This window comes from Fictibacillus fluitans (assembly GCF_030418125.1).
Classification (GTDB): domain Bacteria; phylum Bacillota; class Bacilli; order Bacillales; family Fictibacillaceae; genus Fictibacillus_C; species Fictibacillus_C fluitans.
This window is the reverse complement of record NZ_JAUHTR010000007.1, coordinates 115,785-139,880: the sequence shown is the minus strand read 5'-3', so window position 1 is coordinate 139,880 and position 24,096 is coordinate 115,785. Positions and strand designations below refer to the sequence as shown.

Sequence of the window (24,096 nt, the reverse complement as noted above, 5' to 3'; positions counted from 1 at the left end):
AACCTTGTTGACAAAAGTTTTCGTCTCTTTTATAGTTGTAATTGAAAATAATTATCATTGATATTGATTCTCGTTATCATATATATAAAGGAGGAATTTAAATGTTGGCAAACTTTTGGCTTTCTTTTCGAGAAGGACTTGAAGCAGCATTGGTTATAGGCATCATCCTGGCGCAGATTGTAAAAATGGGAAAACCGGACCTGAAGAAGATGGTATACATAGGGGCGTTTGCTGGTATGCTTTTCAGCCTGATTGGCGGCTACATTACTTTTAATGAAGCAAAAGAGCTGGAAGGAGCAGCGGAGGAAGTCTTTGAAGGAGTTATGATGCTGATTGCGGCCGGATTGATTGCTTTCTTTATCCTTTGGCTTCATAAAAGCAGTAACATTTCGCTGTCTGTACAGTCTCAAGTCACCAAACGGTCAACAGCTGCCGGTATTTTAATTCTTTCATTCTTATCTGTCTTTCGGGAAGGGATGGAACTGGCTGTTTTTAACATGACACAAATCAGCCATCATGCCTCAGCTGTTGCAGGCGGGAGTGTACTGGGAATCGCAGCCGCTGTACTTGTCGCATACCTGTTGTTTAAAACAACACTCAAACTGAATCTTCAATTTGTATTTAAAGCTTTAGGCATTATATTAATCATATTGGGTGGAGAGATGTTTGCTGAAGGGCTTGAAAAGCTGGTTGGCGGAGAAGCCGTCGAAATGACAGGTTTGATTGTTTTCATCGTTCCTTCTCTCTTTATCTTGTTAAAATCAGATATTCAACGGATTTTCCAGAGGAAACAGGATGGAAAAGCAGCGTGACTTGAGCACTATGTCCTTTGACATAGTGTCTTTTTTTGGAAAGCGCACTTAATTGAGTGCTTTTTTGAAACAACTTTAGTAAAATAAATTGTGGCAAGTTGCAACATTAACATTTTAATGGCCATAAAGGATGGTTACTGGAGGTTCCGAGAGGATGGCTGCAATGAATAACGTAGAAAGCAAACAGATGAATGTAGGCAGAGCCCATTTTGGATGGGAGCCCGATAAAGGGCGTTTTTTGTTTGAAGGGGAGGAAGCTATTCTCTTTTGGATTAACTCTGCTTTTAAAACATTTCTTGATACGATAGAAGAAGTTTCCGGCGATGAGTCAGCAAGTGTCGTTCTTGAAACGACAGGTTACCGTATGGGATTAATTGTTGGAGAATTTTTTTATAATGAAGAAGCAAGTCCGGATGAGGTCATTCATATGCTTCCGGATATCTATTCTTCAGCAGGATGGGGAACGCTTGAGATTGTTCGTTTCTGTGCGAATGAAAAGAAGGCAGTTTTGCGGATGACTAACAGCTGGGAATACCGTATAAATAAACTGCAGGGCAAGAAAGAACATGGGACATTTATTCCCGGTCACTGGGCTGGAGTACTGAGCGGTTTATTCGGTGAAAACATTTGGTATCGTGTAGAGTCAAGTCAACTGGAGGGTGAAGGTTATTGTGAGTTTGAATATTTTCCTTCCTCCATTACCGTTAATGAAAATATCCATGAGCTGGCCCGCCGCAGGGAACAGCTGGAAATTCATAAGCTTGAGACCTTAGTGGAAGAACGCACCCGGGAGCTGTCGGATCTCATCAAAGAGATATCTTCCCCCATTATCCCTGTGCTGGATCATATTGTCGTTATACCTTTGCTCGGTAAGTACAATGAAGAGCGATCGCAAGAACTGCTTGAAAAAACGATTCAAGAGCTTCCGAATTACGACCCTGACTTTTTGATTTTGGACGTAACAGGACTGGATGAAGACATCAGCGAGCTTACTGTTGCCCTTTTTCAGCAGCTGATCGCTGCGACTAGCCTGCTGGGAATAAAAACGATTATGGTAGGGATTTCGCCAGGGCTGAGCATGAAAATGACACATTCAAACTACCAAACCAGTGAAATTAAGTATTTTGCCAACTTAAAACACGGAATTCATTATGCTCTAGGTGAAAAAGGAAAAAGAATCATATAAAAAATCGCAGTCGATGGCTGCGATTTTTTATATGGGAAAAGCATTTTATGTTTCTTGTCTATTTGATTAATGGAATGGCGGCGGGGTTAGCTTTTGAGTGCAATTGGGACAATAGGTATATTCCTGATCGTTCACAAGAGCCTCTACTTTTTCTTCACTGTTCGTAAAATCCCGATGGTCGATTAATATTAAATGATGCTGGCAGGATTGACAGATATAAGCCGTTTGGTGAATGACCAGCATATTATGGTCCACAAGAAAGCGGGACATGAAATAACCCCCAATAGTATGGCTTGGTTTTATCCTAACATACTAATATTGCAGCCTGATTACAATGAGGTAAAAGGTAAAAAACATTATGGACGGGAGTTTTCTTTTTTCGAGGTAAACCTTCAGACACAAGCATAAGTATTAGTGTAGGGAGGGGTGTTATGTTCAAAAGACGGTTTAAAGTGAGACGACGGCCCTTACATGGTCCACTGCCCTTTAAAACGGTATTAAAATATTCCTTTTTGATCTTTGGTGTCATTGTCCTTTTCAGTCTGTGGTTTGCAAATAAAGCTGTCGATCCTCTGTTAATGAATATTGCCGAAAGCGAAATGAAAGGTATTGCTACAGAGACGGTAAATGATTCGCTAGCAGAGAGTATGAAGGGCATCGATCTTAATAGTCTTGTAATCGTTCGTCAGGCAGGTCAGGGAGGCACTTCGACGTACAGCTTTAACCCTGACACGTACAATTCCTTTATTACCAGCATCACGAAGGATATCCAAAAAAAGCTTGGGAATAAAAAAACAAAACACATGCCGGGGCAGGAAAACTTCCAGTCGGTGGATTATTATATCCCATTGGGAGCTTTAACAGGAAATGCATTTTTTTCAGACATTGGTCCGAAAGTTCCTGTTTCCATGTCTTTATTGGGTGAAGTAGAACCGGAAGTAAAAACTAAGATAACTGAAGCCGGGATCAATAACGTGTATCTTGAAATCTTTGTTCATATTAAAATGAATATACAGGTCGTCATACCATTTGCCACGCATAAAGAACCGCTGGAAACAAAAATTAAACTCGGAGAGATCTTTATTCCTGGCGCTGTTCCTGATTATTATGGAGGCCAAAACAAAAGTTTGCCTCCTCCAGCGGTTGTTCCAAAAAAAGAGTAACAGGGCGTAAGAAGCTGTGTGCTTTGTTTATTTTTGAACAAATCCGGGAAATATTTTCTTTTATACACCAAGGAATTTAATCACCTGCAAGACAGACGGAGGAGTTCAACATGAAAAAGCATATTTTAATCATTGCAGCCTGTATTCTTTTACTTGCAGGAGGTATTTTATTTTCAATCACACAGCTTAATATACTTTCTGTTTTCGCTTCTTTTTCCCATTACAAAGATTCGGAAGCCAAGGACGAAGGTAAGGATTTTACGATGCTCGCCCTGGGCGATTCTTTATCCTACGGGGTAGGGAATTCGGGCAATAGCGGGTATGTTGGAAACGTGGAAAAGCGGTTGGAAGGACAGCTGAATAAGGAAATTACAGTGGAAGACTATGGTGTTCCGGATGATACCAGTGCACAGCTTCTCAAAAGGCTGCAATCTGAACAACTCAAATCATCGGTAAGCGGAGCTGAAATGATTTTCTTAAATATTGGAATGAATGACTATTTAAACAGCTTGCTGACATCAAAGTCCAGACCAAAAGAAGGAAACCAGATCATACGCAAAGCGCTGCTGACCTATCAGCATAATCTGAAGGCGGCTTTTCAAAAAATACGCAGAGAAAACCCGAAGGCCCGCATCTACATGGTTGGCATTTACAATCCCTTTCCCAATCGAACAGACAAATTACAGGAGAGCAAACTGATTCACCAGTGGAACCGTACGGCAGTGGAAGTAGCCTCCCATCAGAAAAACACTACGTTTGTCTCTGTAGAGGATGTGTTTATTGGTAAAAACAAAAAGGACTATTTCTCTGATGAGCTGCATCCGAACAAAAAGGGATATACCCTTATTGGCTCAGAGGTCTATAAACACCTGAACTTAAATTAAATGCACAAAAAAGCAGCTTCGAAGTGAAGCTGCTTTTTTCTATTGAGTATTTCGGGTTGCCCCGTCTTTTTTGCCGGTTTCCTCATAGAAATCTCGGTTAGGGGCTTTCGACGCTGCCTGTCCGCCCTTTTCGCCGATCTCCTGATAAAACTCTTTGTTGTGTGAGCGGGAAGTAGCTTCTCCGCCTTTCTTGCCGGCTTCTTCTCTGGACATGTTATGTTCATTATTCTTGGCCATTTGAAATCACTCCTTTATAGAATTCATTTTACTTTGGCCGTAGTTAAGTCTACCCGGTGTGATTTATCCAAAACATTGAGAAAAAAACAATGAAAAACGCACCAGAACCAAAGCCGGGTGCGTCTCATTTTTTATTGTTATCCTACAAGACGGATGAGCATATGAGCGAGAGCGTGCTGCTGGTCCTTGTCGCCCACTTTCCAAAGTTCTTGAAGAAGCTTTTCTTCAGAGTTCCTTGGATCTTCATGTGCAGCGAGATAATCAGCTACTTTTTCTGCAGCTTTTGCCAATTGCTCTTCGCCTAATCCTAATTTTTGTCCTTTGCTTACCTTGTCGGAAAGATACCCTTTAAATTGTTCAAAGTCCTGTAAAATCTGATCTTTCTTTTCGGAGTCCATTTGTGCTACTTTTTGATCCACATTGTTAACATTCGTGTCAGCCATTTTTGCATTCCTCCTAAAATGTAAGATAGTAGAGTAGTACCCGCTCCGGTTAAAAGTCAACCCTCTATTTTCATAAAAAAATATTACAAATGTTAAACAAATACTCTACAGCTATGCTTGGGGATCTCTTGGTTCCTGTGGGCGCTGATCATGCCGGCTTTCATCTTTGTCTTTCGGTTCTTCATCTTCATGGAAAAATTTGTTGCGGATCAAGCCTTCATTTCCGTAAACAATCAACCGGTCACCTTCCTGGATTTCCTGCTCATACAGATTTTCACGGACCGGCATATCCCCGCGGATTAATAGGATAATATGAACATCTTCGCCACGTTTGATAATTTCGTTCACCTTTTTTCCCACATAAAAAAAGTCATCCCTTACCTCAAGAGTTGTTATAAAATCATCTTTGTCAAAATACAGCACATCTTTGATCGGCAATTCAGATAGTGGATAGCTGTCTTTTGTTTCCTCTTCCGCTGTTTTCGAAAAGAAACGCTGGATTTGGGGGATTTTCAAGATAAGCATCAAAACTAGTAAAGTTGAAGAAATTATCATAAGTTCGGTGGTTTTAAAATCATTGGACAAGATGCTGCTGATTGAGGATATAATCACCGCAAGAGAGAAGGCGCCAAAAAGAATAAGAAAAGCACCGATCTTCCTTCTGAGCGGATGGTCGATGATCAGCTTCGACTCATCCGTGGTAAACCCTGTACCGGTCAGCATAGAAATGACCTGGAAGCGGGAAATGCTTTTTTTCAATCCCGTGAACACCAGCATTGTTGATGCGATCTCAATAACCAGTCCAACGATAATTAAATATAGAAGAATAAAAAAATAGCCCATTTAACAGCCTCCATTAGTCGTGTCTCTTCATTTATTCCATTGTTTGATGTTTTTAAAACAACCAAACCAGAAATTTGCATGATCTGGAAACATGTACCTGATTGTAACGAAGGCTCTTACAGAACATGCAAAAATCATTTCCCCTGACGGAAAATGTAGAGTATTATTTTAAATAGGGTTTATGACCGGTGCCGGTTTTTGCGCCGGTCTTCTTCAGAATAGAAAAGGAGAAGCAGATATTATGGGACAGCAGGCAATAATTGCATTAAGTATCTTTTTGATTACATACGGTTTAATCATTTCTGAAAAAGTACACCGTACCATTGTTTCCATCCTTGGCGGTGCCCTCATGGTTGCCCTTGGGGTGATTGACCAGGAAGTAGCGATCCATCATATTGATTTTAATACGATCGGTCTTCTTGTCGGGATGATGGTTATGGTGACCATAACCGCCGAAACCGGCCTTTTTAAATTCATTGCGATCTGGTCGGCGAAAAAGGTAAAAGGAGATCCGGTTAAAACATTAATTATCCTTGGACTGATTACCGCAGTCGGGTCCGCATTTCTGGATAATGTAACGACGGTTCTGCTCGTTGTACCGGTTACCTTCAGCGTAACAAGAAGACTGAACCTGAATCCAATACCTTTTTTAATGACGGAAATCTTCGCCTCGAACATCGGTGGAACAGCAACGATGATCGGTGACCCTCCCAACATCATGATTGGAAGCGCGGTGAAGGAACTTACCTTTTTAGACTTCATTAAAAACCTTTCTCTGGTTTGCGCGATTATTCTGGTGATAACCATCGCGATTATGGCATTATTCTACCGTAAAGGCTTAAAATCAAGGCCGGACCTGGTGGCAAATTTAATGAAACTGGATGAGAAGAGGGAGATTGTCGATCATCAATTGCTCCGAAAGTGCCTTTTTGCACTGGGGCTGACGATAGCCGGTTTTTTTCTTCACCAGTTTATTCATGTGGAAACGGCAACCATCGCCCTTTTCGGGGCCTTCCTGCTGCTGCTTATGGCAGGGGAAAAGCATCTGGAATACGCGTTGGAAAAAGTGGAATGGACCACCCTTTTCTTTTTTATCGGTTTGTTTGTTATTGTCGCCGGCCTTGTTGAAACCGGCATTATTGCCAGTGTGGCCAAACAGGCGGTGGATTGGACTGGCGGGGATCTAAAAGCAACTACCTTCCTGATTCTGTGGATGAGTGCAATCGCTTCAGCATTTGTGGACAACATTCCGTTTGTGGCCACAATGATTCCCATGATTAAAGAGATGGGGAGCATTGGAATCACCAATCTTGATCCATTGTGGTGGAGCCTGGCTCTTGGCGCATGCCTCGGCGGAAACGGCACATTGATCGGAGCAAGTGCCAATCTGGTAGTGGCCGGGCTGGCGAGCAAAGAGGGCTATCATATTTCCTTTGTTAAATACATGATTATCGGATTCCCTCTCATGATTTTATCTATCATAATCTCCAGTATTTATGTATATTTGCGCTACCTGATGTAATAAGAAGAGGCTATCCAGAAAGTCAGTAAAATTGACTTCTGACAGCCCTTTTTTCATTTGGCAGCAATGAGCTTTACATCATTATCTTGGATAAATACTTGAAGTGGAGGGTGCGAGACTACCGCGGAAAGCGAGCGACCCGGAACGGAAAGTAACGCTTTCAAGAGCTTCAAAGTTTAGCTATTTTTTAATGAAAAACAAAAGCAAAAAAGTTGATAAGTATACTTAAAGAAAGTAGGGTAAATATACTGACAACTGACGGATAAAAGCGGAAACTACTATAAGAATAGATGGTGAGACAATGATCGATTTTGTTAAAACTGATTTTCAGGCCCGCTGGATGGAAAAACTCAGAGAACTCCGTATGCAATTTGCAGAAAGGGCACCAATGCATGACCAGGAGGGCACATTTCCATTTGAGAATTTTAAGGATTTGGGGAATGCCGGCTACTTGTCTTTAACCGTGCCGAAAAAGTATGGAGGACTGGAAATCAGCCTGTATGATTACATTTTATTTCAGGAAGAAATTGCCCGGGGAGACGGATCTACAGCCCTTTCTGTCGGCTGGCATCTGGGCGTGGTAATGGATTTGGATAACCGCCAGTCATGGGATGAGCAGACCTTTGCGAAGCTTTGTAAAAGCATTGTTGAGTCACAAAGTCTCGTCAACCGAGCGTCGACAGAGCCTGCTACTGGAAGTCCGACACGAGGGGGCAAACCCCAAACGTCAGCAGAAAAAAAGGGAGACCAGTGGATATTGAATGGCCGAAAGTCATTTACTTCCATGGCCCCAGCTCTTGATTACTCCATCATTTCTGCTTCGGTGAAGGATTCAGATCAGGTTTCTTCTTTCCTTGTCTCACATAAGCAGCCGGGAGTTTCCATTGAAGAAAGATGGGACACCATGGGTATGCGCGGTACAAGAAGTGATGATCTGGTGCTCAATAATGTGGCGGTTGAATCTGAGAATCTTGTGGAAACAGCGGATCAGGAGGGCAATCAGCAGCTGCCAAAAGGCTGGCTTCTCCACATCCCGGCATGCTATCTGGGCATCGCCAGAGCAGCGAGGGATTTTGCTGTTGAATTTGCCAAAACGTATGAGCCAAACAGCCTGAAGGCGCCCATTAAAGAAGTCCCGGAAGTACAGCGGAAAATCGGCTTAATGGATGTGGAGCTTTTTAAAGCGAGACAGTTAATGTATGGTGTCATTGAACGCTGGGAGGCTGAACCGCAAAACAGAAAAAATCTCGGCAGCTCTCTTGCGGCAGTGAAATATGTGGCCACCAACAGTGCGAATGAAGTTGTGGACCTGGCCATGAGGATTGTCGGTGCACACAGCTTGTTTATGGATAATCCGCTTCAGCGGTATTATCGGGATGTCCGGGCAGGACTGCATAACCCTCCAATGGATGATGCCGTTATAGCCATGTTTGCCCGACAAGCCCTATCTGATTGAACATAGAGAGAGGTGGATAAATCCACCCTCTCTTTTTTCTCCTTTAAAAGGAAAATGGCTGTATAGCGCAGAATATGTTGGATAATCAATCTTAATGAAACGAGGTGTACAGGATGAGAAACAATTCTGAAGAAAGAGCGGTACAGATTTTGGGTGAATCTTCGCTTAATCTGCTTCACAAGAATGGTCTTATCGTCATCAGTGAAGACGAATGGAATCAACTGCAAACAATAAAAAGGGATTCTGAACTGGAAATCAGACGGCTGAAAAAGGAATTGTTTCATGCGTCCAAGAAACTGGCAACCTGGAGATCCTTTGGGAAATCATGCAGCTGACAGTCTTACGTTAATTTTTATAAAAAAGGGTAAAATAAAAATAAAACTTTGTTCTTTACATAGGGTAGGGGGGTATGGTAAGTTTTGAGTAAGGAGATGATGGGTATGGAGATTGAAGAGCAAGATGCGCACTGTTCTGCCGAAAGAAAAAGTCATCATTCGGATAAAATGAAAGGCAATCTGCTGACAAGGCTGAACCGTATTGAAGGACAAATACGGGGGGTAAAAGGTATGATTGAACGTGATACGTATTGCGATGACGTTCTTACTCAGCTTTCTGCCATTCAATCTGCCCTGAACAGCGTTGGAAAACTTCTTCTTGAAGGCCATATGAGAAGCTGTGTAGTAGAACGCATTCAAGAAGGTGAGCTTGAAGTCATTGATGAGCTCTTGATTACTGTAAAGAAATTAATGAAATAGCTATAGGAGGAAACCACCATGGAAAAAGTAACACTGAACGTGAAAGGAATGTCTTGTGCCCATTGTGTGAATGCTGTAGAGGGAAGTGTAGGCAAACTGCCGGGCGTAGAACAGGTCCATGTACAGCTTGAAGAAGGAACAGTCGAAGTAGAATATGATGCGAATAAAGTTGGCCTGGATAAAATAAAGGATACCATCGATGATCAGGGGTATGACGTAGCCTGACGATTAAAAGAGAAACGTGCGGAAGCGCGTTCTCTTTTTGGATAAAAATATACCCTGTAAGGGTATAAAGAGGTGAATTTTCATGGAATCAAATCTCAAAGAAACAACTCTTCCGATATCAGGAATGACGTGTGCTGCCTGTGCGATGCGTATAGAAAAAGGGTTGAAAAAGCTTGATGGTGTTGAAGATGCCAACGTTAACCTTGCCCTGGAAAAATCGAAGGTCGTATACGATCCCCAAAAAACATCATCCAAACAATTTCAGCAAAAGATTGAGGACCTCGGCTACGGCATCTCCGGAGAAAAAGAAAAACTAGAGATTACCGGAATGACCTGTGCCGCCTGTTCTGCACGAATCGAAAAAGGGCTGAACAAAATGGAGGGGGTCATTGAAGCCACGGTCAATCTGCCTCTTGAAACGGCAACGGTGAGCTACCTGCCTTCACAGGTTTCTGCTGCTGAGATGATCAAGAAAATAGAAGACCTGGGGTATGGCGCCCGTCTCAAAGAAGGCGAAGGCGAAAAAACGGCTGAACTCAGGGAAAAAGAAATTCAAAACCAACTGGGCAAATTTCTTTTTTCAATGATTCTTTCCCTGCCGCTGTTATGGGCGATGGCGAGTCATTTTTCATTCACCTCTTTTCTCTATGTACCTGAAATGTTCATGAATCCCTGGGTACAGCTTGCTTTGGCCACTCCGGTTCAGTTTGTCATTGGCCGGCAGTTTTACATTGGAGCCTACAAAGCATTGAAAAATAAGAGCGCCAATATGGATGTTCTTGTTGCTCTTGGAACTTCAGCTGCTTATTTTTACAGCCTGTATCTCAGTATCCGTTCCGCCTCCCAAGGTCTCCATATGCCTGAACTGTATTTTGAAACCTCGGCTGTGCTGCTTACACTGATCATTCTTGGAAAATGGTTTGAAGCAAGAGCGAAGGGAAAATCATCAGATGCGATTAAAAAACTGATGGGTCTCCAAGCAAGAACTGCACTGGTGGCGCGGGATGGAAGTGAAATCGAAGTGCCATTGGAGGAAGTCATCCCCGGAGATGTGGTTTATATTAAACCGGGAGAAAAGGTGCCGGTTGACGGAGAGGTCGTGGAAGGACGTTCTGCTGTGGATGAATCCATGCTGACCGGAGAAAGTGTTCCTGTGGATAAGGAACCCGGTGACCTCCTCATTGGGGCTACCATCAACCGCAACGGATTTTTAAAGATGAAGGCAACAAAGGTCGGAAAAGATACGGCCTTATCCCAAATCATTAAAGTGGTAGAAGAAGCACAAGGCTCAAAAGCCCCGATCCAGAGGCTGGCAGACCGGATATCGGGAATATTTGTACCGATTGTCGTTGGCCTGGCCATTCTGACATTCTTTGTCTGGTTTATTGGGATCACCCCTGGTGATTTTTCAGAATCACTTGAAAAACTGATCGCGGTTCTGGTTATAGCCTGTCCGTGTGCGCTAGGTTTGGCAACGCCCACGTCGATTATGGCTGGATCGGGAAGAGCGGCCGAGTACGGAATCCTTTTTAAAGGCGGAGAGCACCTGGAAAATACCCACCGCATTGATACGGTTATCCTGGATAAAACCGGTACGGTGACATATGGAAGACCAGTGGTTACAGATATCCTGCCTGAAAACGGAATGGAAAAGGATGAGCTGCTGTTGCTGGCCGGAAGTGCTGAAAAAAATTCAGAGCATCCGCTGGCACAGGCCATCGTTGAAGTGATGAAAGAGAAAAAGATAGCGCCCCTTCCTTCCAGTGAATTTGAAGCGCTGCCCGGCCATGGAATCAAGACTGTCATTCAAAACCAGCATGTTCTTATAGGTAACCGAAAACTGATGAAAGAGTATGGGATTGCCGCTGACAACGTCTTTGGCAAGATGGAAGAACTAGAGGAGCAGGGAAAAACAGTCATGCTTGTTGGGGTGAATGGCAGCTTTGCAGGCATGTTGGGGGTTGCCGATACGGTGAAAGAAACATCAGAGAAAGCGATTGAACGTTTGAAGGAAATGAATATTGAAGTATGGATGATCACAGGTGACAACGAGCGCACAGCAAATGCCATCGCGCGCCAGGTTGGGGTCGAGCATGTGATTGCAGGTGTACTTCCCGAAGGAAAAGCGGATGAAGTGAAAAAGCTGCAGGGCAAGGGGAAGAAAATAGCGATGGTTGGTGACGGAATTAATGATGCACCGGCTCTCGCTCTGGCGGATATTGGAATGGCCATTGGCACTGGTGCGGATGTAGCCATGGAAGCTGCGGATATTACATTGATCCGTGGAGACCTTAACAGCATTGCAGACGCCATCTTTATGAGCAGAAAGACCATTCGCAACATCAAACAAAACCTTTTCTGGGCCTTTGCTTACAATGCCATCGGAATTCCTTTTGCCGCCTCCGGATTTTTGGCTCCCTGGCTGGCAGGTGCGGCTATGGCCTTCAGTTCCGTATCTGTTGTACTGAATGCCCTGAGGCTGCAGAAGATCAAATTGTAAAGGAGGAATCCATTATGTCTACGATCATCAGAAATTGGGTGCTGTCAGCTGCAGGAATTCTGATTTTGATTATGGCCTCTTACGCAGTATATGACAGGACTGCCGGTAACCCTGGAAATGGCGGGGAGAAACCGCATAAGGATATGCAGGCGATGAATAATACGACAGAACAAAAAGAACACAGCAGCGATCATGGCAGCAAGCCGGACAATAAACAGAACGAAATACAGACGGATGTGGAATACGATAGTGGAGAGCTGAGAATTAAGCTGAAGGATAAGAATGGGAACCCTGTTGACCAGTTGGACGTTAATCATGAAAAATTAATGCATTTCATTGTAGTCAGCCGGGATCTAAAACAGTATTACCACCTACATCCCCAAAAGGCGGAAGCTGGTTTGTTCAAGGTTCGCCACAAACTGGAACCAGGGTCGTACCGGGCCTTCGTAGATATAAAGCCAAAAACAAAGGCCTATACTGTAACTCCGGTTGACGTTCAGGTTGGCAATAATAAAACCAAGAGTCCGGATTTAACAGGAGATTCAGATTTCACAAAAACAGTAAGCGGGTATCAGTTATCCATGTCTCCTTCTTCGTTTAAGGCAAAAGAGCCGGTGACACTTTCTTTTAAAGTGAAAAACGGCCAGCCTGAGCCTTATCTTGGAGCAAGGGGCCATGTGGTGATTCTTGATCATACAGGTAGAAAATATGTACACGTCCACCCGTTAACAGAAAAAGAAACGGCTTTTGAAACCACGTTTGATGACCCTGGTTTATATAAAATGTGGGCAGAATTTAAACTTAATGGAAAAGTAATTACCTATCCTTTTATCGTTCATGTCAAAAAATAATCCGCAAAAAAAAAGCTTCGGTCATGCTAAGCATGCCGAAGCTTTTTTTTGTGAATCAGCCTGTTCTTTTTGAAAGAGAAAGATTGCTCGTTTTTTTGTTTTTACGGATGCTGTACACGATGCCGGCCAGCCAGAGTACCGCAAGAATTGTATAGACAGACTGTAACGATGTGCCTGAAACCCCTACCGTTTGAAGGATGGTGCGAGCGTTTGTAATGATGATCAATCCACCCACCACAACACCGAGTATATGTGAAGGAATGATTTTAACGAGATAGGCTGCAATCGGTGCAGCAATCAATCCGCCTGCCATAAGGGCAATGACCCACATCCAGTTTACCTGCTCCCAGCCAAGGGAGATCAGGAAGCCGACAGTGGCAGATAAGGCAACCGCAAATTCGCTTGTATCAACAGAGCCAATGACTTTTCTTGTTGACGTTCCATTTTTAGCCAGAAGGACCGGGGTGGCTACCGGCCCCCATCCTCCGCCGCCTGTCGCATCAAGGAAACCGGCGACCAATCCAAGAGGAATCAGCTGCTTGCGGCTGAACGCTTTTTCGTGTTCCGTTACCTTATTGTTCTTTTTAAACAAAAAGCGGTAAAGAATATAAAATCCTAAAAATAGCAGGAAAAAGGAAACATAAGGCTTTACGATGTCACCGGGCAGGCTTGACAAGAAGCAAGCTCCTGCAAAAGCGCCGATGGATCCCGGGATAATGAGCCGGTAAATAATCTTTTTATCCACGTTTCCAAAACGTATATGAGAAACTCCCGAAGCTGCTGTAGTGACGACTTCTGCAAAATGCACGGAAGCCGAGGCAACGGCGGGTGCGATTCCGAAGGCCAGCAGCAGGGAAGTTGAAGTCAGTCCGTAGGCCATTCCGAGCGACCCGTCAATGAGTTGGGCCACAAGGCCGATTAGTGCCAAGACAATCAATTTTTTCATGGTTTACTCCTCCTGTCACGTAAAAAAAAAGACTCCTAACTACTGTTTGTTAAGAGCCTTCGGTTTTTCCGATCAGCTTAGTGTGATTAAATTAATACCTACTATATTCAATAACAGTGAATTCTGTCAATATAATTTAATCAAATTTATCAAAAAATATTTTTAATCCGATAAGAATAATAGGCTTTGCTTTTGGATAAATATGTGGTATTATTTAAAAAAATAAAAAAACTTATCCAGAGCGGTGAAGGGAACTGGCCCGATGAAACCCGGCAACCTGCAATTTCTTGCAAGGTGCTAACTCCAGCAGAATGTTTATTACATTTTGGAAGATAAGGTAATATGTTTACCTCGTCAGTCTTTCCGAAATGGAAAGTTTTTTTTATTGTCAAAAAAGCCAGCAAATCAGTGAACAGGGAGGTTCTGATGTGGTAAACGGTCAAAAACAGGATGAAATTTTTGAGCAGTTGAAAGAGATGCTTAACAGCATAAGATTTGGTTCCATTACATTGATCGTTCAAGATGGGAAACTGATCCAGATTGAAAAAAATGAAAAGGTTCGATTTAAGTAAACCATTCGCTGACTAGAAAACTAGAGGCGGGTGTTTCCGTTTTTTTGTTGATATATCAGCCTTTTTTTATAAAACTGTGTAAAAGGATAAACATCTTGCATCGAGAGCCATATGCTTACTAAAAGGGGTGGTTTACTATGCTTAAGTATAATACATGGGAGGAGCAGGAACATGATTTTCCGTTCCCTTCCGACAGCGAAACAAAAGGAGCAATGGAAGTCCTGCAATGGGCCTATGACTATTACGGAAATGAATTGGTGTATGCCTGCAGCTTTGGCATAGAAGGAAGCGTGCTTGTCGATTTAATTTCCAGGGTCAAGCCCGATGCGCGTGTCGTTTTTCTGGATACAGGCCTTCATTTTAAAGAAACGTATGAAGTTATTGAAAAGGCGAAAGAAAAATATCCTGCACTTAATATTGAAATGAAAAAACCGGCACTCAGTGTCGCTGAGCAGGCGGGCGAGCATGGGGATGAATTATGGAAAAGAAATCCCAACCTCTGCTGCCAGATCAGAAAGGTCATTCCCCTTGAGGAAACACTGAGCGGTGCGTCAGCCTGGCTTTCAGGGCTAAGACGTGAACAGTCGGAATCGAGGAAGAATACGCAATATATAAATAAAGACAACCGCTTCAAATCCATTAAAATCTGTCCGCTGATCCATTGGACATATAAAGACATTTGGAGATACGCGCATAAAAACAGCCTGCCGTACAATACATTGCATGACCAGGGCTACCCGAGCATCGGGTGCCAGCCTTGCACGCTTCCTGCCGATTGGGCATCAGGAGACGCAAGATCCGGCCGCTGGTCCGGCCAGGGAAAAACAGAATGTGGTCTTCACCTATAATTTCAACTACAGGAGGAACAATTTAAATGGCTATTTTACCGCACGGAGGAAAACTCATTAACCGGTACGAACCAGACTATCCAACAAACCATATCCAAAAAGAAGTGGAACTGGATGCCACCTCGTTGAGCGACCTTGAGCTGATCGGGATAGGGGCATACAGCCCGATTACCGGATTCCTGACAGAAAAAGATTATTTATCAGTGGTAAACGATCTCCGCCTGGCTGATGGTGCGGTATGGAGTATTCCGATCGTTCTTCCGGTTCACGAAAAAACAGCACGCACCCTTTCAACGGGAGACGAAGTAAAGCTTACGTTTAACGGGGTAACATACGGTGTCATCGAGGTAGAGGATATCTACCGCCCGGATGTTAAACATGAAGCACAGCAAGTCTACCAAACAACCGATGTTGAACACCCTGGAGTGAAAAAGCTTCTTGAACGCCCTTCCTATTATATTGGCGGTCCGGTGAAACTGGTAAAACGTCCGGAAAAGGACCGGTTTAATGAATATCGCCTGGATCCGGCAGAAACCCGCAAGGAATTTGAAGCGCGCGGATGGAAAACCATTGTTGGCTTCCAAACAAGGAACCCGGTTCACCGTGCGCATGAATATATTCAAAAAACAGCGCTGGAAACCGTAGACGGCCTCTTCCTTAATCCGCTTGTTGGCGAAACCAAATCAGACGATATCCCGGCTGATGTTCGTATGGAAAGCTATGAGATCCTGCTAGAAAACTACTATCCGGACGATCGTGTGTTCCTCGCCGTATTCCCGGCAGCCATGAGATATGCCGGCCCGCGTGAAGCCATTTTTCATGCTATGGTCCGCAAAAACTTCGGCTGTACGCACTTTATCGTCGGAAGAGACCATGCGGGAGTCGGCAGCTATTACGGCACATATGATGCTCAGAAAATCTTCACCCAATTTACATCCGAAGAGCTTGGCATTACTCCAATGTTTTTCGAACACAGCTTCTACTGTACAAAGTGTGAGGGAATGGCATCATCGAAAACATGCCCTCACGACAAGGAATATCATGTAATCCTTTCCGGAACAAAGGTAAGGGAATTGCTGCGAAACGGAGAGCTTCCGCCAGCCGAGTTCAGCCGTAAAGAAGTTGTGGAAGTCCTGATTAAAGGACTGAAAGAAAAAGAAACGGCAAAGGCATAAGGAGGAGCATAATGAGTCAGGCACAAAATATCACATGGCACCAGTCGGCGGTAACGAAAGAAGACAGAAGAAAACAAAATGCCCACCAGAGCTTTGTCATCTGGCTGACAGGATTGTCCGGTTCAGGCAAATCCACACTGGCGAATGAATTGGCTAAAGAGCTGTATCAGCGCCAGGTCAGAAACTATGTTTTGGATGGCGATAATATTCGCCACGGGTTAAATAAGGATCTTGGATTTTCAGATGAGGACAGGAAAGAAAACATCCGGCGGATCGGAGAAGTATCCAAATTATTTGTTGACAGCGGTACGGTCGTTCTCACGGCGTTCATCTCTCCTTTTATTGAAGACAGGGAGAGCGCCAGACAAATCCTTGGCGAAGGTGAATTTCATGAGATTTATGTGAAATGCCCGCTTGAGGAATGTGAGAACAGAGATCCGAAGGGATTGTACAAAAAGGCAAGAAAAGGCGAGATCCGGGAATTTACCGGAATTGATTCCCCATATGAAGAACCAGCTTCACCGGAATTTGTCGTGGATACCCACGTGTCCAGCATTGAAGAATGTAAGGCACAGGTCATTGCGTATCTGGAAAGTAAACAATTGATTTAACATCCAAAACAGTAAAGAAAGGCAGGTGATGAATATGAGCAAAGTGTATTTGGTAGGAGCAGGACCCGGTGATGCGGAACTTATTACGGTAAAAGGCGTCAGATGTATCAGGGAAGCGGATATCATCCTTTATGACAGGCTGGTGAACAAGGAGCTGCTGAATTACGCCCGTCCGGATGCTGATTTGATTTATTGCGGCAAGCTGCCCGGCTTTCATGCCATGCAGCAGGAAACCATCAATCATTTTCTTGTCATGCATGCCAAAAACGGGAAAATTGTCACCCGATTAAAAGGTGGAGATCCTTTTGTGTTTGGCAGGGGCGGGGAAGAAGCGGAGGCGCTTGTTAAACACCAGGTCGAGTTTGAAGTAGTACCGGGTATTACATCCGGCATCGCGGCGCCTGCTTATGCAGGAATTCCGGTTACTCACCGGGATTTCAGTGCGAGCTTTGCCATCGTCACCGGCCACCGAAAAGATGGACAGGAAGAAGTGCAAAAGTGGAAAAGCCTGGCCAAAGGCATTGATACGATCGCCATTTATATGGGAGTCAAAAATCTTCCCTATATATGCGAAAGTCTGATAAAGTATGGGAAGAGCAAATATACTCCTGCAGCTTTGATTCAATGGGGCTCCACAGCGGACCAGCGGACGGTCACCGGGACGCTTGCTACTATTGAAAAGGTGGCCAGGCAGGAAGGTATAGAGAATCCCAGCATGATTATTATTGGCGAAGTCGTGGGGCTGCGCGACAAAATCAACTGGTTTGAAAAGACACTGGCCGAAAACGAAACTTCTTCTATTATGATAAGTGAGGCGTTGTAAATGAAAGCATTGCTCCTCATCTGCCATGGCAGCAGGACACAAGCTGGTACGGAAAAGGCAAGGGAATTTGCCGAGCAGTGTATGAGACATATCGATTATCCTATTAAAGAAGTTTGTTTTTTAGAGCTGTCCGAGCCGGACATTGCCAAAGGTGTCGAATCTTGCGTACAACAAGGTGCCACGTCCATATGTGCCATTCCTGTCCTATTGTTGACTGCGGCTCATGCGAAGGAAGACATTCCGGGAGAGCTGGAGATCCAGCAGTCACGTTTTCCTCATATCGAGTTCTCCTATGGCAAACCGTTTGGTGTTCATGAATCGATTTCTTCTTTATTATGGGAACGAATTACAGAGGCTGCTGATTCTTTTAAGGAAAAGTCACTTATTCTGCTTGTCGGCAGAGGGAGCAGTGATCCTGATGTGAAAAGGGATCTTAAGTCCATTGCTGACCAGCTTGAAAACAACTATAGCATCCCTCAAATTGAAACCTGTTTTCTGACAGCGGCACAGCCAAGCTTTGAGGAAGTGCTGAGACTGGCCGGATGGGGATATGAACAAGTAATCGTTGTGCCTTATCTTCTGTTTCCCGGCATTCTTTTAAGCGGTATGAAAAAGGTGATCACCGAGCAGGCGAGAGAAACGGGTCAGGAGTTAATCCTTTGTGAGGCGCTTGGCTATCACCCGGTTCTTCAAGAGGTGCTTCTGACGAGAATTGATGAAACCCAGAGACAGCAGACGGTTGTGTAAAGTGTATCCCATTGTTCTGGAACTGAAGGGAAAACAGGCGGTTGTTGTCGGCGGAGGAACGGTAGCTTTTCGGAAGATCCAAGGGTTGCTTGAAGCCGGTGCGTTCGTCCAGGTCATCAGCCCGGAAGCCATTGAAGAGATCAGGTCTCTTCATGCAGCCAATCGGTTAATGTGGAAGCAAAAAAAAGCCGAGCCGATGGACTACGAACACGCCTTTATCATTTTTGCGGCTACGAATGATCCTGAAGCGAACCAGCAGGTCACACGGCAAGCCGGGCCAAATCGCCTCATCAATGTCGTTGACCAGCCTTCACTTGGCAACTTTACCGTTCCTGCGGTAGCAAGAAGAGGCCGGCTGCTGATCGCTGTTTCTACCGGGGGTGCGAGTCCCATTCTAGCCAAACGAATAAGGAATGATTTATTGGACGCTTATCCGGAAGACTATGCAGCCTATACAGAATTTTTGTTCTACTGCCGGGAAAAGCTGAAAAAGTGGAAGGCTTCTCCTGATGAAAAACAAAAGCTTCTTCTTGAAATGCTGGACGAGCAGTACGTTCACTCTGTTGAAAAACAACAATCATTCATTCACATACTTGAACAAAAGGTCACCTGAATGGAATTTGCACACACCGTGCAGAGTCCCAGGTGGCTTTTTTGCTGTATTAGAAGTTTACATATTAATGTTTTTAAAATTATGATAAATTAAACTTACAAATTTTCAGGGCTGTTTTGTTAAAGTTCTCTTTCTTCCTAAAGGAGGCGACATGTTTTTCTCACTGCGAAATCGTTTATTTCTCATTTTTACTTGTGTACTTACCATTCCGTTCATCGTTTTTTCATTATTGGTTCCGAGGTGGTTTTCTTCTACCATTGAAGATCAAACGCAGGATTTAGTGGTGGGAATGATGGATCAATATTCGCTGTATATTAACTCCATTGCTTTGCAGGCTGAAGATTTGGGAAAACAGGTGCTTGTAAACGATTCCACTCAGCAATGGATGAAAGTGGACAATAAATCTTCAGGGATATCAAATGATAGAAGGGCAGTAATACGAAATCAGCAAAAATCTTTGCTCTCTTCATTAACAGCCAATAATTCGAATGATATGTCCATATCGGTTACCTTAAATGATGGCACAGGTACTTCGGGAAATAACCCTAATTGGTATAAAGCTTCCTGGTATAGAGAGTTTACCGAAGAAGGAAAGCCATTCATTACATCCCATACCGATCCATTGCAGCCAGCCTCAAGTAATATTAACAGCTACGTGCTGCCTCTGATTGACATGAATACATTTATTTCTTATGGGTTCATTAAAGTAAATTTTCCTACTGATTTGCTTGCCTCCGCTCTGAAAAAAAACACGGTCGGGGGAGTTGGAAATGCTAATTTGGTAAATCAGAGAGGAGAAAATGTACTAAAAGGAAAGATGGACACACCCAAGCAGGTATTACACAACAGCCTTTTAACCATAAATAAAAGTAAATTTGCTAAAGGTCTGCTTCAGACAAACTATAAAACTGATACATATTTTGTTTTTTATCAAAAGCTGCCCGTTATGGACTGGATTCTTCTTAGTGAAGTGAAAAAGTCTGACTTATTTTCTAATGCTTACGATTTGAGGCGTAATATGCTTCTCATCAGTGCCTTTGTTTTCCTTTTAACTATTGTTGCATCTTATATGCTGTCGTCCAATATTGTAAAGCCGATAGGTAAATTAGCAAAGGGAATGGGCTTTATTGAACGTGGTGATTTTTCTGGTGCTAAACGTTTCATGCCAACTGTAAAAACACCAAAAAATGAAGTCGGATATCTTGTAAACGTATTTACTCATACTGTAGATCAGTTGAAAAATAGAATTGAAACAGAATATGAAGCAAATATCCGCAGGAAAGACGCAGAATATAAAGCATTATTGCTGCAAATCAATCCGCATTTCCTAAATAACACACTTGAGATTCTCAGTGGACTGGCTGCTCAGGGTAAAAATAGAGAAGTGATGAATGTCAGCGTTTATTTAGGAAGAATGATGAGATATTCATTAAATACTAATACTGATGTAGTTAAGATGAGTGATGCAATCGGCTATATACGTAATTACACCAATATTTTAAAAATAAGATATGAAGATAGTATTACAATCAAAATTGAAGAAGATCCAGAGACATTTGATTTTCCAATTATTAAATTTGTTCTGCAGCCGCTAGTCGAGAATGCAGTAAAGTACAGTTTTAGCGAGGAAAAATTTGCTACCCTTCTGATTAAAACAAAAAAGCTGGAAAACCAGATATGTATTGTTATTGAAGATGAAGGGGCAGGGATGTCTGAAGAATTCATTGCGAAGATATATAAAGAAGACCTGGAGCAGGATACTAATAATGTATTAATGAGTGAGGGTACCAGTATTGGGCTTAGGAATGTGCTGGGTCGCTTAAGGCTTTTTTATGGAGAGAATTTTTCATATAAGATTGAATCAGAAATAGGCAAAGGCACACGAATTACATTCTCAATAAACATTGAGGAGGATGATCTTCATGTTGAAGGTACTGATTACGGATGATGAGAAACAAGTTCGCAATGGATTGAAAATGAAAGTGAACTGGGAAGAAGAGGGCTTTCAAATTATAGGAGATGCTTCCAATGGACAAGAAGCTATTGAATGGCTGCGAGAAAAAGAGATTGATTTAATCCTAACTGATATGAGAATGCCTATAATGGATGGGCTGCAATTAGCTAAACATTGCCACGATCATTTCTCACATGTGAAAGTGATTGTCTTATCAGGATACTCCGATTTCGAATATGTAAGAGGTTCATTAAAGGAAGGGGTAAGAGATTACCTTTTAAAACCAGTTGCTCCGGAGGAACTGGAAGAGGCATTGCGGAAAATTCGTAAAGAAGGGAAGGAGGAAAAGAAGAAATTAGCGGAAACAGCTAAAGTACGCCAGCTTGCTCTTTCCCGGCTTCAAGAAGTACAGGAACAGTATCTTTTGTATCTTGTGAAAGAAGATAGGCTGCTCTTACCGATGGTAAAAGAGAGGCTGATTCAGCTTCAGCTTGAAGGTCTTGTGGAAGAAAAGACGGAAGTGCAATTTATTTCTGTAGAAATAAGAGAAAGTATGGGTAATACACATCGCTTAAAAGAATTATGGATGCCTTTTCAGATGATCTGCAAGGAACTCGCCAGAGAACATGCAGGCCTTTCATTTTATGATCCAAGCTACACGAATATGGTCCACTTTATCAAATCCAAAAACGGTTCTGAAGATCTGGTCAGAGATATTCAGCAGAATATAAAGAAGCTGATCTGCCTGGAGACTGTCATAGGAATCGGTAATCCCATAAAAGGAATATCGGAGTTTAAATCCGGATATATTTCTAGCATGCTTGCATGGAGCCAGAGTTATTTAGGCCAACAATCACAGATTATTGATGTTTCAAACATAAAGGAAGATGTGTTCGAATTTTCCTCCTACGAGGAACGTAAATTGTTAAATGCAATTGAGAATGCAGATTTTGCCTTGCTTAAAGTAAACATTGAACAGTTGTTAAATAGGAATAAAAGCCAATCCATTCTTTCTTTTTCTTTCGTTGCAAACCGCATTTTATTTCTTTTGGGTTCCATTGCACGAAAGTATGATACCGAAACAAAAGATATCCAAAAAGCAATGTGGACTTGCCAGCAAAGCATTTGGGAGCTTAATTCGTATGAGAAGGTAATTCAGTATCTCGTTGATTTGGCAGGACAGATTATTAAAAAAGTTCGTACTGCCCGATTTTCAAATGGGAAATTAATTATAGATGGCGTTCGCCAATATCTGGACCAGCATTATGCAAATGAAATATCTCTTTCTCTTTTATCAGAAATCTTTCATATTAATAAAGCCCATCTTTCCGAAACTTTTAAAAGCCAGATAGGGCAAAACTTTAGTGACTATCTTGTTAGAGTCCGAATGGAAAAAGCTGTTGATTTCCTGGAAGATCGGCATCTTAAAATCATTGATGTTGCGAATCTTGTTGGGTTTACCAACTCTGGATATTTTAGTACAGTATTTAAAAAGTATTATGGAAAAACACCTGTTGATTACCGTCAATGTCAAAATAAACAAAGTTAGGAAGGAATGGCATATGAAAAAAACGGCGATCAGTTTGTCGTTAATGCTTATTATTAGTATTGCTGTATGGGCATATTGGGTGCAGAAAGCTCCTGTCAGTCTTCATAATAATAAAGAAAAGCCAGATCCTTCAGAACAAGTCCAACTTACATTTTGGAGAAATAACGGGAATATAGCAGAAAATAATGCCTATGAAAAACTCATTGCATCCTTTGAGGATAAAAACCCCAAGATCAAAATTAATATGAAAACCATTCCTTATAGTAATTATGAAATAAGGCTGAGGACGGAACTTGCAAATGGCAAGTCTCCTGATATTATGGCCATAGACAGCCCCACTTTGGCTCTTTACGCAAATAATGGTTCGCTAATGCCAATCGATTCACTTATGAAAAAGGAAGGAAATATTCAGGATATCCCTAAATCTACATTAAAAGGATTGAGTTATGAAGGGAAGCTCTATCTTGCACCTGTCGCAGAATCCAGCATAGCCCTCTTTTATAACAAACAGATTTTTAAAAAAGCAGGTATTCCCTTTCCTTCTGGCAATCCCAATAAACCTATGACATGGGATGAAGTTATTACTATTGCTAAACAAATAAACAATCCAGATAAAGGAATTATAGGACTCGATCCTGATCAAGGCTTTGGAATTGGAGAAGCACCTGCATATTTTAAGACACCTTTTTTATGGCAATTTGGTGCTAGTGTGCTAAGTCCTGATAGCAGTACGGCGAATGGTTATTTAGATTCCAAAGAAGCAAAGCGCGCGCTTAAGATCTATCAGGATATCTATTTTAAATACAAAGTAGCTAGTATAGAAGTTCCGCCCAGGGCTTTTGAAGAAGGGAAGCTGGGTATGACTGTACTGGGTTCCTGGACATTAAAAGAATTCGCGCAAAATGCCAATTTTACTGCAGACAAAGATTTTGGGGTGGCTCCATTGCCAAAGGGCACCCATCAGGCTACTCCAAATGGAGGCTGGGCCCTTGGGATTTCTTCAACCTCAACCTATCCCAAAGAAGCATGGATGTTCATTAAGTATGTATCTGGGTATGAAGGTATGAAAAAATATGTCACCATTACAGGTGATCTTCCTGCAAGATTTTCAGTAGCTAAAAATATTCCTGAACTCAATAAATATCCATTGAATATTTTGATGGAACAGACACTTTATCACTCCAGAAATCGCCCTGTAACACCAGCATATTCTATAGTCAGCCATACGATTCGTACACTGTTTGAAGATGTCGGCCTTGAAGGGAAAGATATAGATGCTTCTGCCGAAAAAGCGGTCGAAAAAATCAATGCAGGCATTCGAGAAATGCAGACACCATAATACATAGGAAACCCTCAACTGAGCATATAAAATGCTCAGTTG

26 protein-coding genes and 1 riboswitch are annotated in these 24,096 nt (G+C 42.7%); of the genes, 21 read left to right on the top strand and 5 right to left on the bottom strand.

Going from position 1 to position 24,096, the window contains the following annotated elements:
- Nucleotides 1-101: 101 nt before the first annotated feature.
- Entirely contained in the window at nt 102-812 is a 711-nt protein-coding gene (locus tag QYB97_RS14345) for an FTR1 family iron permease (protein WP_301166690.1), read from the top strand.
- Between the two features lie 163 nt (nt 813-975).
- Entirely contained in the window at nt 976-1,998 is a 1,023-nt protein-coding gene (locus QYB97_RS14340) for an STAS domain-containing protein (RefSeq protein ID WP_301166689.1), read from the top strand.
- Nucleotides 1,999-2,064: 66 nt separating this feature from the next.
- Here QYB97_RS14340 and QYB97_RS14335 read toward each other — a convergent pair whose 3' ends face one another.
- Entirely contained in the window at nt 2,065-2,268 is a 204-nt protein-coding gene (locus QYB97_RS14335; protein WP_301166688.1) for a hypothetical protein, read from the bottom strand.
- A gap of 161 nt (nt 2,269-2,429) precedes the next feature.
- Between QYB97_RS14335 and yunB the strand changes: the two genes are divergently transcribed.
- Entirely contained in the window at nt 2,430-3,161 is a 732-nt protein-coding gene (yunB, locus tag QYB97_RS14330; RefSeq protein WP_301166687.1) for a sporulation protein YunB, read from the top strand.
- A 110-nt stretch (nt 3,162-3,271) separates the two neighbouring features.
- Nucleotides 3,272-4,045 carry a GDSL-type esterase/lipase family protein gene (locus QYB97_RS14325; protein ID WP_301166686.1) on the top strand — a complete coding sequence of 258 codons (774 nt, stop codon included), beginning with the start codon at nt 3,272-3,274 and terminating at the stop codon, nt 4,043-4,045.
- A 39-nt stretch (nt 4,046-4,084) separates the two neighbouring features.
- Here QYB97_RS14325 and QYB97_RS14320 read toward each other — a convergent pair whose 3' ends face one another.
- The 3 genes from QYB97_RS14320 to QYB97_RS14310 form a co-directional block, all read right to left on the bottom strand.
- Nucleotides 4,085-4,282, bottom strand: coding sequence for a KGG domain-containing protein (locus QYB97_RS14320; protein ID WP_301166685.1), 198 nt, complete (start codon nt 4,280-4,282; stop codon nt 4,085-4,087).
- Between the two features lie 137 nt (nt 4,283-4,419).
- Nucleotides 4,420-4,725, bottom strand: coding sequence for a DUF3243 domain-containing protein (locus QYB97_RS14315; RefSeq protein ID WP_301166684.1), 306 nt, complete (start codon nt 4,723-4,725; stop codon nt 4,420-4,422).
- Nucleotides 4,726-4,836: 111 nt separating this feature from the next.
- On the bottom strand, nt 4,837-5,568 hold the full coding sequence (locus QYB97_RS14310; protein ID WP_301166683.1) for a TrkA C-terminal domain-containing protein: 732 nt from the start codon (nt 5,566-5,568) through the stop codon (nt 4,837-4,839).
- Nucleotides 5,569-5,809: 241 nt separating this feature from the next.
- Between QYB97_RS14310 and QYB97_RS14305 the strand changes: the two genes are divergently transcribed.
- The 7 genes from QYB97_RS14305 (at nt 5,810) to QYB97_RS14275 (ending at nt 12,877) form a co-directional block, all read left to right on the top strand.
- Nucleotides 5,810-7,090, top strand: a complete 1,281-nt coding sequence (locus QYB97_RS14305; protein WP_301166682.1) for an ArsB/NhaD family transporter — start codon at nt 5,810-5,812, stop codon at nt 7,088-7,090.
- A gap of 301 nt (nt 7,091-7,391) precedes the next feature.
- Complete coding sequence (locus tag QYB97_RS14300) at nt 7,392-8,546, top strand: acyl-CoA dehydrogenase family protein (RefSeq protein ID WP_301166681.1); 1,155 nt, start codon at nt 7,392-7,394, stop codon at nt 8,544-8,546.
- Nucleotides 8,547-8,659: 113 nt separating this feature from the next.
- Complete coding sequence (locus QYB97_RS14295) at nt 8,660-8,881, top strand: hypothetical protein (RefSeq protein ID WP_301166680.1); 222 nt, start codon at nt 8,660-8,662, stop codon at nt 8,879-8,881.
- A gap of 96 nt (nt 8,882-8,977) precedes the next feature.
- Nucleotides 8,978-9,301, top strand: a complete 324-nt coding sequence (locus QYB97_RS14290) for a metal-sensitive transcriptional regulator (RefSeq protein WP_301166802.1) — start codon at nt 8,978-8,980, stop codon at nt 9,299-9,301.
- Nucleotides 9,302-9,319: 18 nt separating this feature from the next.
- Nucleotides 9,320-9,526 carry a copper chaperone CopZ gene (gene copZ / locus QYB97_RS14285; protein WP_301166679.1) on the top strand — a complete coding sequence of 69 codons (207 nt, stop codon included), beginning with the start codon at nt 9,320-9,322 and terminating at the stop codon, nt 9,524-9,526.
- Between the two features lie 82 nt (nt 9,527-9,608).
- Nucleotides 9,609-12,026 carry a heavy metal translocating P-type ATPase gene (locus QYB97_RS14280; RefSeq protein WP_301166678.1) on the top strand — a complete coding sequence of 806 codons (2,418 nt, stop codon included), beginning with the start codon at nt 9,609-9,611 and terminating at the stop codon, nt 12,024-12,026.
- 14 nt (nt 12,027-12,040) lie between these two features.
- The gene (locus QYB97_RS14275; protein ID WP_301166677.1) at nt 12,041-12,877 is read left to right on the top strand and encodes a hypothetical protein; all 837 of its coding nucleotides are present in this window, start codon (nt 12,041-12,043) and stop codon (nt 12,875-12,877) included.
- A 55-nt stretch (nt 12,878-12,932) separates the two neighbouring features.
- On the opposite strand, the gene QYB97_RS14270 is transcribed toward QYB97_RS14275, so the two are convergent.
- Nucleotides 12,933-13,823 carry a sulfite exporter TauE/SafE family protein gene (locus QYB97_RS14270; RefSeq protein WP_301166676.1) on the bottom strand — a complete coding sequence of 297 codons (891 nt, stop codon included), beginning with the start codon at nt 13,821-13,823 and terminating at the stop codon, nt 12,933-12,935.
- Nucleotides 13,824-14,052: 229 nt separating this feature from the next.
- Nucleotides 14,053-14,162: riboswitch (SAM riboswitch) on the top strand.
- An 89-nt stretch (nt 14,163-14,251) separates the two neighbouring features.
- Between QYB97_RS14270 and QYB97_RS14265 the strand changes: the two genes are divergently transcribed.
- The 10 genes from QYB97_RS14265 (at nt 14,252) to QYB97_RS14220 (ending at nt 24,054) form a co-directional block, all read left to right on the top strand.
- Nucleotides 14,252-14,395 carry a YezD family protein gene (locus tag QYB97_RS14265; RefSeq protein ID WP_301166675.1) on the top strand — a complete coding sequence of 48 codons (144 nt, stop codon included), beginning with the start codon at nt 14,252-14,254 and terminating at the stop codon, nt 14,393-14,395.
- A 137-nt stretch (nt 14,396-14,532) separates the two neighbouring features.
- Nucleotides 14,533-15,243 carry a phosphoadenylyl-sulfate reductase gene (locus QYB97_RS14260; RefSeq protein WP_301166674.1) on the top strand — a complete coding sequence of 237 codons (711 nt, stop codon included), beginning with the start codon at nt 14,533-14,535 and terminating at the stop codon, nt 15,241-15,243.
- 26 nt (nt 15,244-15,269) lie between these two features.
- Entirely contained in the window at nt 15,270-16,418 is a 1,149-nt protein-coding gene (gene sat, locus QYB97_RS14255) for a sulfate adenylyltransferase (RefSeq protein WP_301166673.1), read from the top strand.
- Nucleotides 16,419-16,429: 11 nt separating this feature from the next.
- Entirely contained in the window at nt 16,430-17,029 is a 600-nt protein-coding gene (cysC, locus tag QYB97_RS14250) for an adenylyl-sulfate kinase (protein WP_301166672.1), read from the top strand.
- Between the two features lie 34 nt (nt 17,030-17,063).
- Nucleotides 17,064-17,852, top strand: coding sequence for a uroporphyrinogen-III C-methyltransferase (gene cobA / locus QYB97_RS14245; RefSeq protein ID WP_301166671.1), 789 nt, complete (start codon nt 17,064-17,066; stop codon nt 17,850-17,852).
- Entirely contained in the window at nt 17,853-18,599 is a 747-nt protein-coding gene (locus tag QYB97_RS14240; protein WP_301166670.1) for a sirohydrochlorin chelatase, read from the top strand.
- On the top strand, nt 18,568-19,212 hold the full coding sequence (locus QYB97_RS14235; protein WP_301166801.1) for an NAD(P)-binding protein: 645 nt from the start codon (nt 18,568-18,570) through the stop codon (nt 19,210-19,212). The genes QYB97_RS14240 and QYB97_RS14235 overlap by 32 nt, the downstream gene beginning before the upstream one ends.
- 151 nt (nt 19,213-19,363) lie before the next feature.
- Nucleotides 19,364-21,160, top strand: coding sequence for a sensor histidine kinase (locus QYB97_RS14230; protein WP_301166669.1), 1,797 nt, complete (start codon nt 19,364-19,366; stop codon nt 21,158-21,160).
- Nucleotides 21,161-21,188: 28 nt separating this feature from the next.
- The gene (locus QYB97_RS14225; protein ID WP_301166668.1) at nt 21,189-22,715 is read left to right on the top strand and encodes a response regulator transcription factor; all 1,527 of its coding nucleotides are present in this window, start codon (nt 21,189-21,191) and stop codon (nt 22,713-22,715) included.
- A gap of 13 nt (nt 22,716-22,728) precedes the next feature.
- Nucleotides 22,729-24,054 carry an ABC transporter substrate-binding protein gene (locus tag QYB97_RS14220; RefSeq protein ID WP_301166667.1) on the top strand — a complete coding sequence of 442 codons (1,326 nt, stop codon included), beginning with the start codon at nt 22,729-22,731 and terminating at the stop codon, nt 24,052-24,054.
- The last annotated feature ends 42 nt before the right edge of the window (nt 24,055-24,096 follow it).

What these genes read in the sequence shown, in the direction of transcription:
- QYB97_RS14270 (WP_301166676.1), bottom strand. Translation starts at nt 13,823, where the DNA reads ATGAAAAAATTGATTGTCTTGGCACTAATCGGCCTTGTGGCCCAACTC.
- QYB97_RS14240 (WP_301166670.1), top strand. Translation starts at nt 17,853, where the DNA reads ATGAAAGCATTGCTCCTCATCTGCCATGGCAGCAGGACACAAGCTGGT.
- QYB97_RS14320 (WP_301166685.1), bottom strand. Translation starts at nt 4,282, where the DNA reads ATGGCCAAGAATAATGAACATAACATGTCCAGAGAAGAAGCCGGCAAG.
- QYB97_RS14300 (WP_301166681.1), top strand. Translation starts at nt 7,392, where the DNA reads ATGATCGATTTTGTTAAAACTGATTTTCAGGCCCGCTGGATGGAAAAA.
- QYB97_RS14310 (WP_301166683.1), bottom strand. Translation starts at nt 5,568, where the DNA reads ATGGGCTATTTTTTTATTCTTCTATATTTAATTATCGTTGGACTGGTT.
- QYB97_RS14305 (WP_301166682.1), top strand. Translation starts at nt 5,810, where the DNA reads ATGGGACAGCAGGCAATAATTGCATTAAGTATCTTTTTGATTACATAC.
- QYB97_RS14260 (WP_301166674.1), top strand. Translation starts at nt 14,533, where the DNA reads ATGCTTAAGTATAATACATGGGAGGAGCAGGAACATGATTTTCCGTTC.
- cobA (WP_301166671.1), top strand. Translation starts at nt 17,064, where the DNA reads ATGAGCAAAGTGTATTTGGTAGGAGCAGGACCCGGTGATGCGGAACTT.
- cysC (WP_301166672.1), top strand. Translation starts at nt 16,430, where the DNA reads ATGAGTCAGGCACAAAATATCACATGGCACCAGTCGGCGGTAACGAAA.
- QYB97_RS14230 (WP_301166669.1), top strand. Translation starts at nt 19,364, where the DNA reads ATGTTTTTCTCACTGCGAAATCGTTTATTTCTCATTTTTACTTGTGTA.
- QYB97_RS14235 (WP_301166801.1), top strand. Translation starts at nt 18,568, where the DNA reads ATGAAACCCAGAGACAGCAGACGGTTGTGTAAAGTGTATCCCATTGTT.
- QYB97_RS14280 (WP_301166678.1), top strand. Translation starts at nt 9,609, where the DNA reads ATGGAATCAAATCTCAAAGAAACAACTCTTCCGATATCAGGAATGACG.
- copZ (WP_301166679.1), top strand. Translation starts at nt 9,320, where the DNA reads ATGGAAAAAGTAACACTGAACGTGAAAGGAATGTCTTGTGCCCATTGT.
- QYB97_RS14325 (WP_301166686.1), top strand. Translation starts at nt 3,272, where the DNA reads ATGAAAAAGCATATTTTAATCATTGCAGCCTGTATTCTTTTACTTGCA.
- QYB97_RS14315 (WP_301166684.1), bottom strand. Translation starts at nt 4,725, where the DNA reads ATGGCTGACACGAATGTTAACAATGTGGATCAAAAAGTAGCACAAATG.
- QYB97_RS14225 (WP_301166668.1), top strand. Translation starts at nt 21,189, where the DNA reads ATGAAAGTGAACTGGGAAGAAGAGGGCTTTCAAATTATAGGAGATGCT.
- QYB97_RS14295 (WP_301166680.1), top strand. Translation starts at nt 8,660, where the DNA reads ATGAGAAACAATTCTGAAGAAAGAGCGGTACAGATTTTGGGTGAATCT.
- QYB97_RS14340 (WP_301166689.1), top strand. Translation starts at nt 976, where the DNA reads ATGAATAACGTAGAAAGCAAACAGATGAATGTAGGCAGAGCCCATTTT.
- yunB (WP_301166687.1), top strand. Translation starts at nt 2,430, where the DNA reads ATGTTCAAAAGACGGTTTAAAGTGAGACGACGGCCCTTACATGGTCCA.
- sat (WP_301166673.1), top strand. Translation starts at nt 15,270, where the DNA reads ATGGCTATTTTACCGCACGGAGGAAAACTCATTAACCGGTACGAACCA.
- QYB97_RS14345 (WP_301166690.1), top strand. Translation starts at nt 102, where the DNA reads ATGTTGGCAAACTTTTGGCTTTCTTTTCGAGAAGGACTTGAAGCAGCA.
- QYB97_RS14335 (WP_301166688.1), bottom strand. Translation starts at nt 2,268, where the DNA reads ATGTCCCGCTTTCTTGTGGACCATAATATGCTGGTCATTCACCAAACG.
- QYB97_RS14290 (WP_301166802.1), top strand. Translation starts at nt 8,978, where the DNA reads ATGATGGGTATGGAGATTGAAGAGCAAGATGCGCACTGTTCTGCCGAA.
- QYB97_RS14275 (WP_301166677.1), top strand. Translation starts at nt 12,041, where the DNA reads ATGTCTACGATCATCAGAAATTGGGTGCTGTCAGCTGCAGGAATTCTG.
- QYB97_RS14220 (WP_301166667.1), top strand. Translation starts at nt 22,729, where the DNA reads ATGAAAAAAACGGCGATCAGTTTGTCGTTAATGCTTATTATTAGTATT.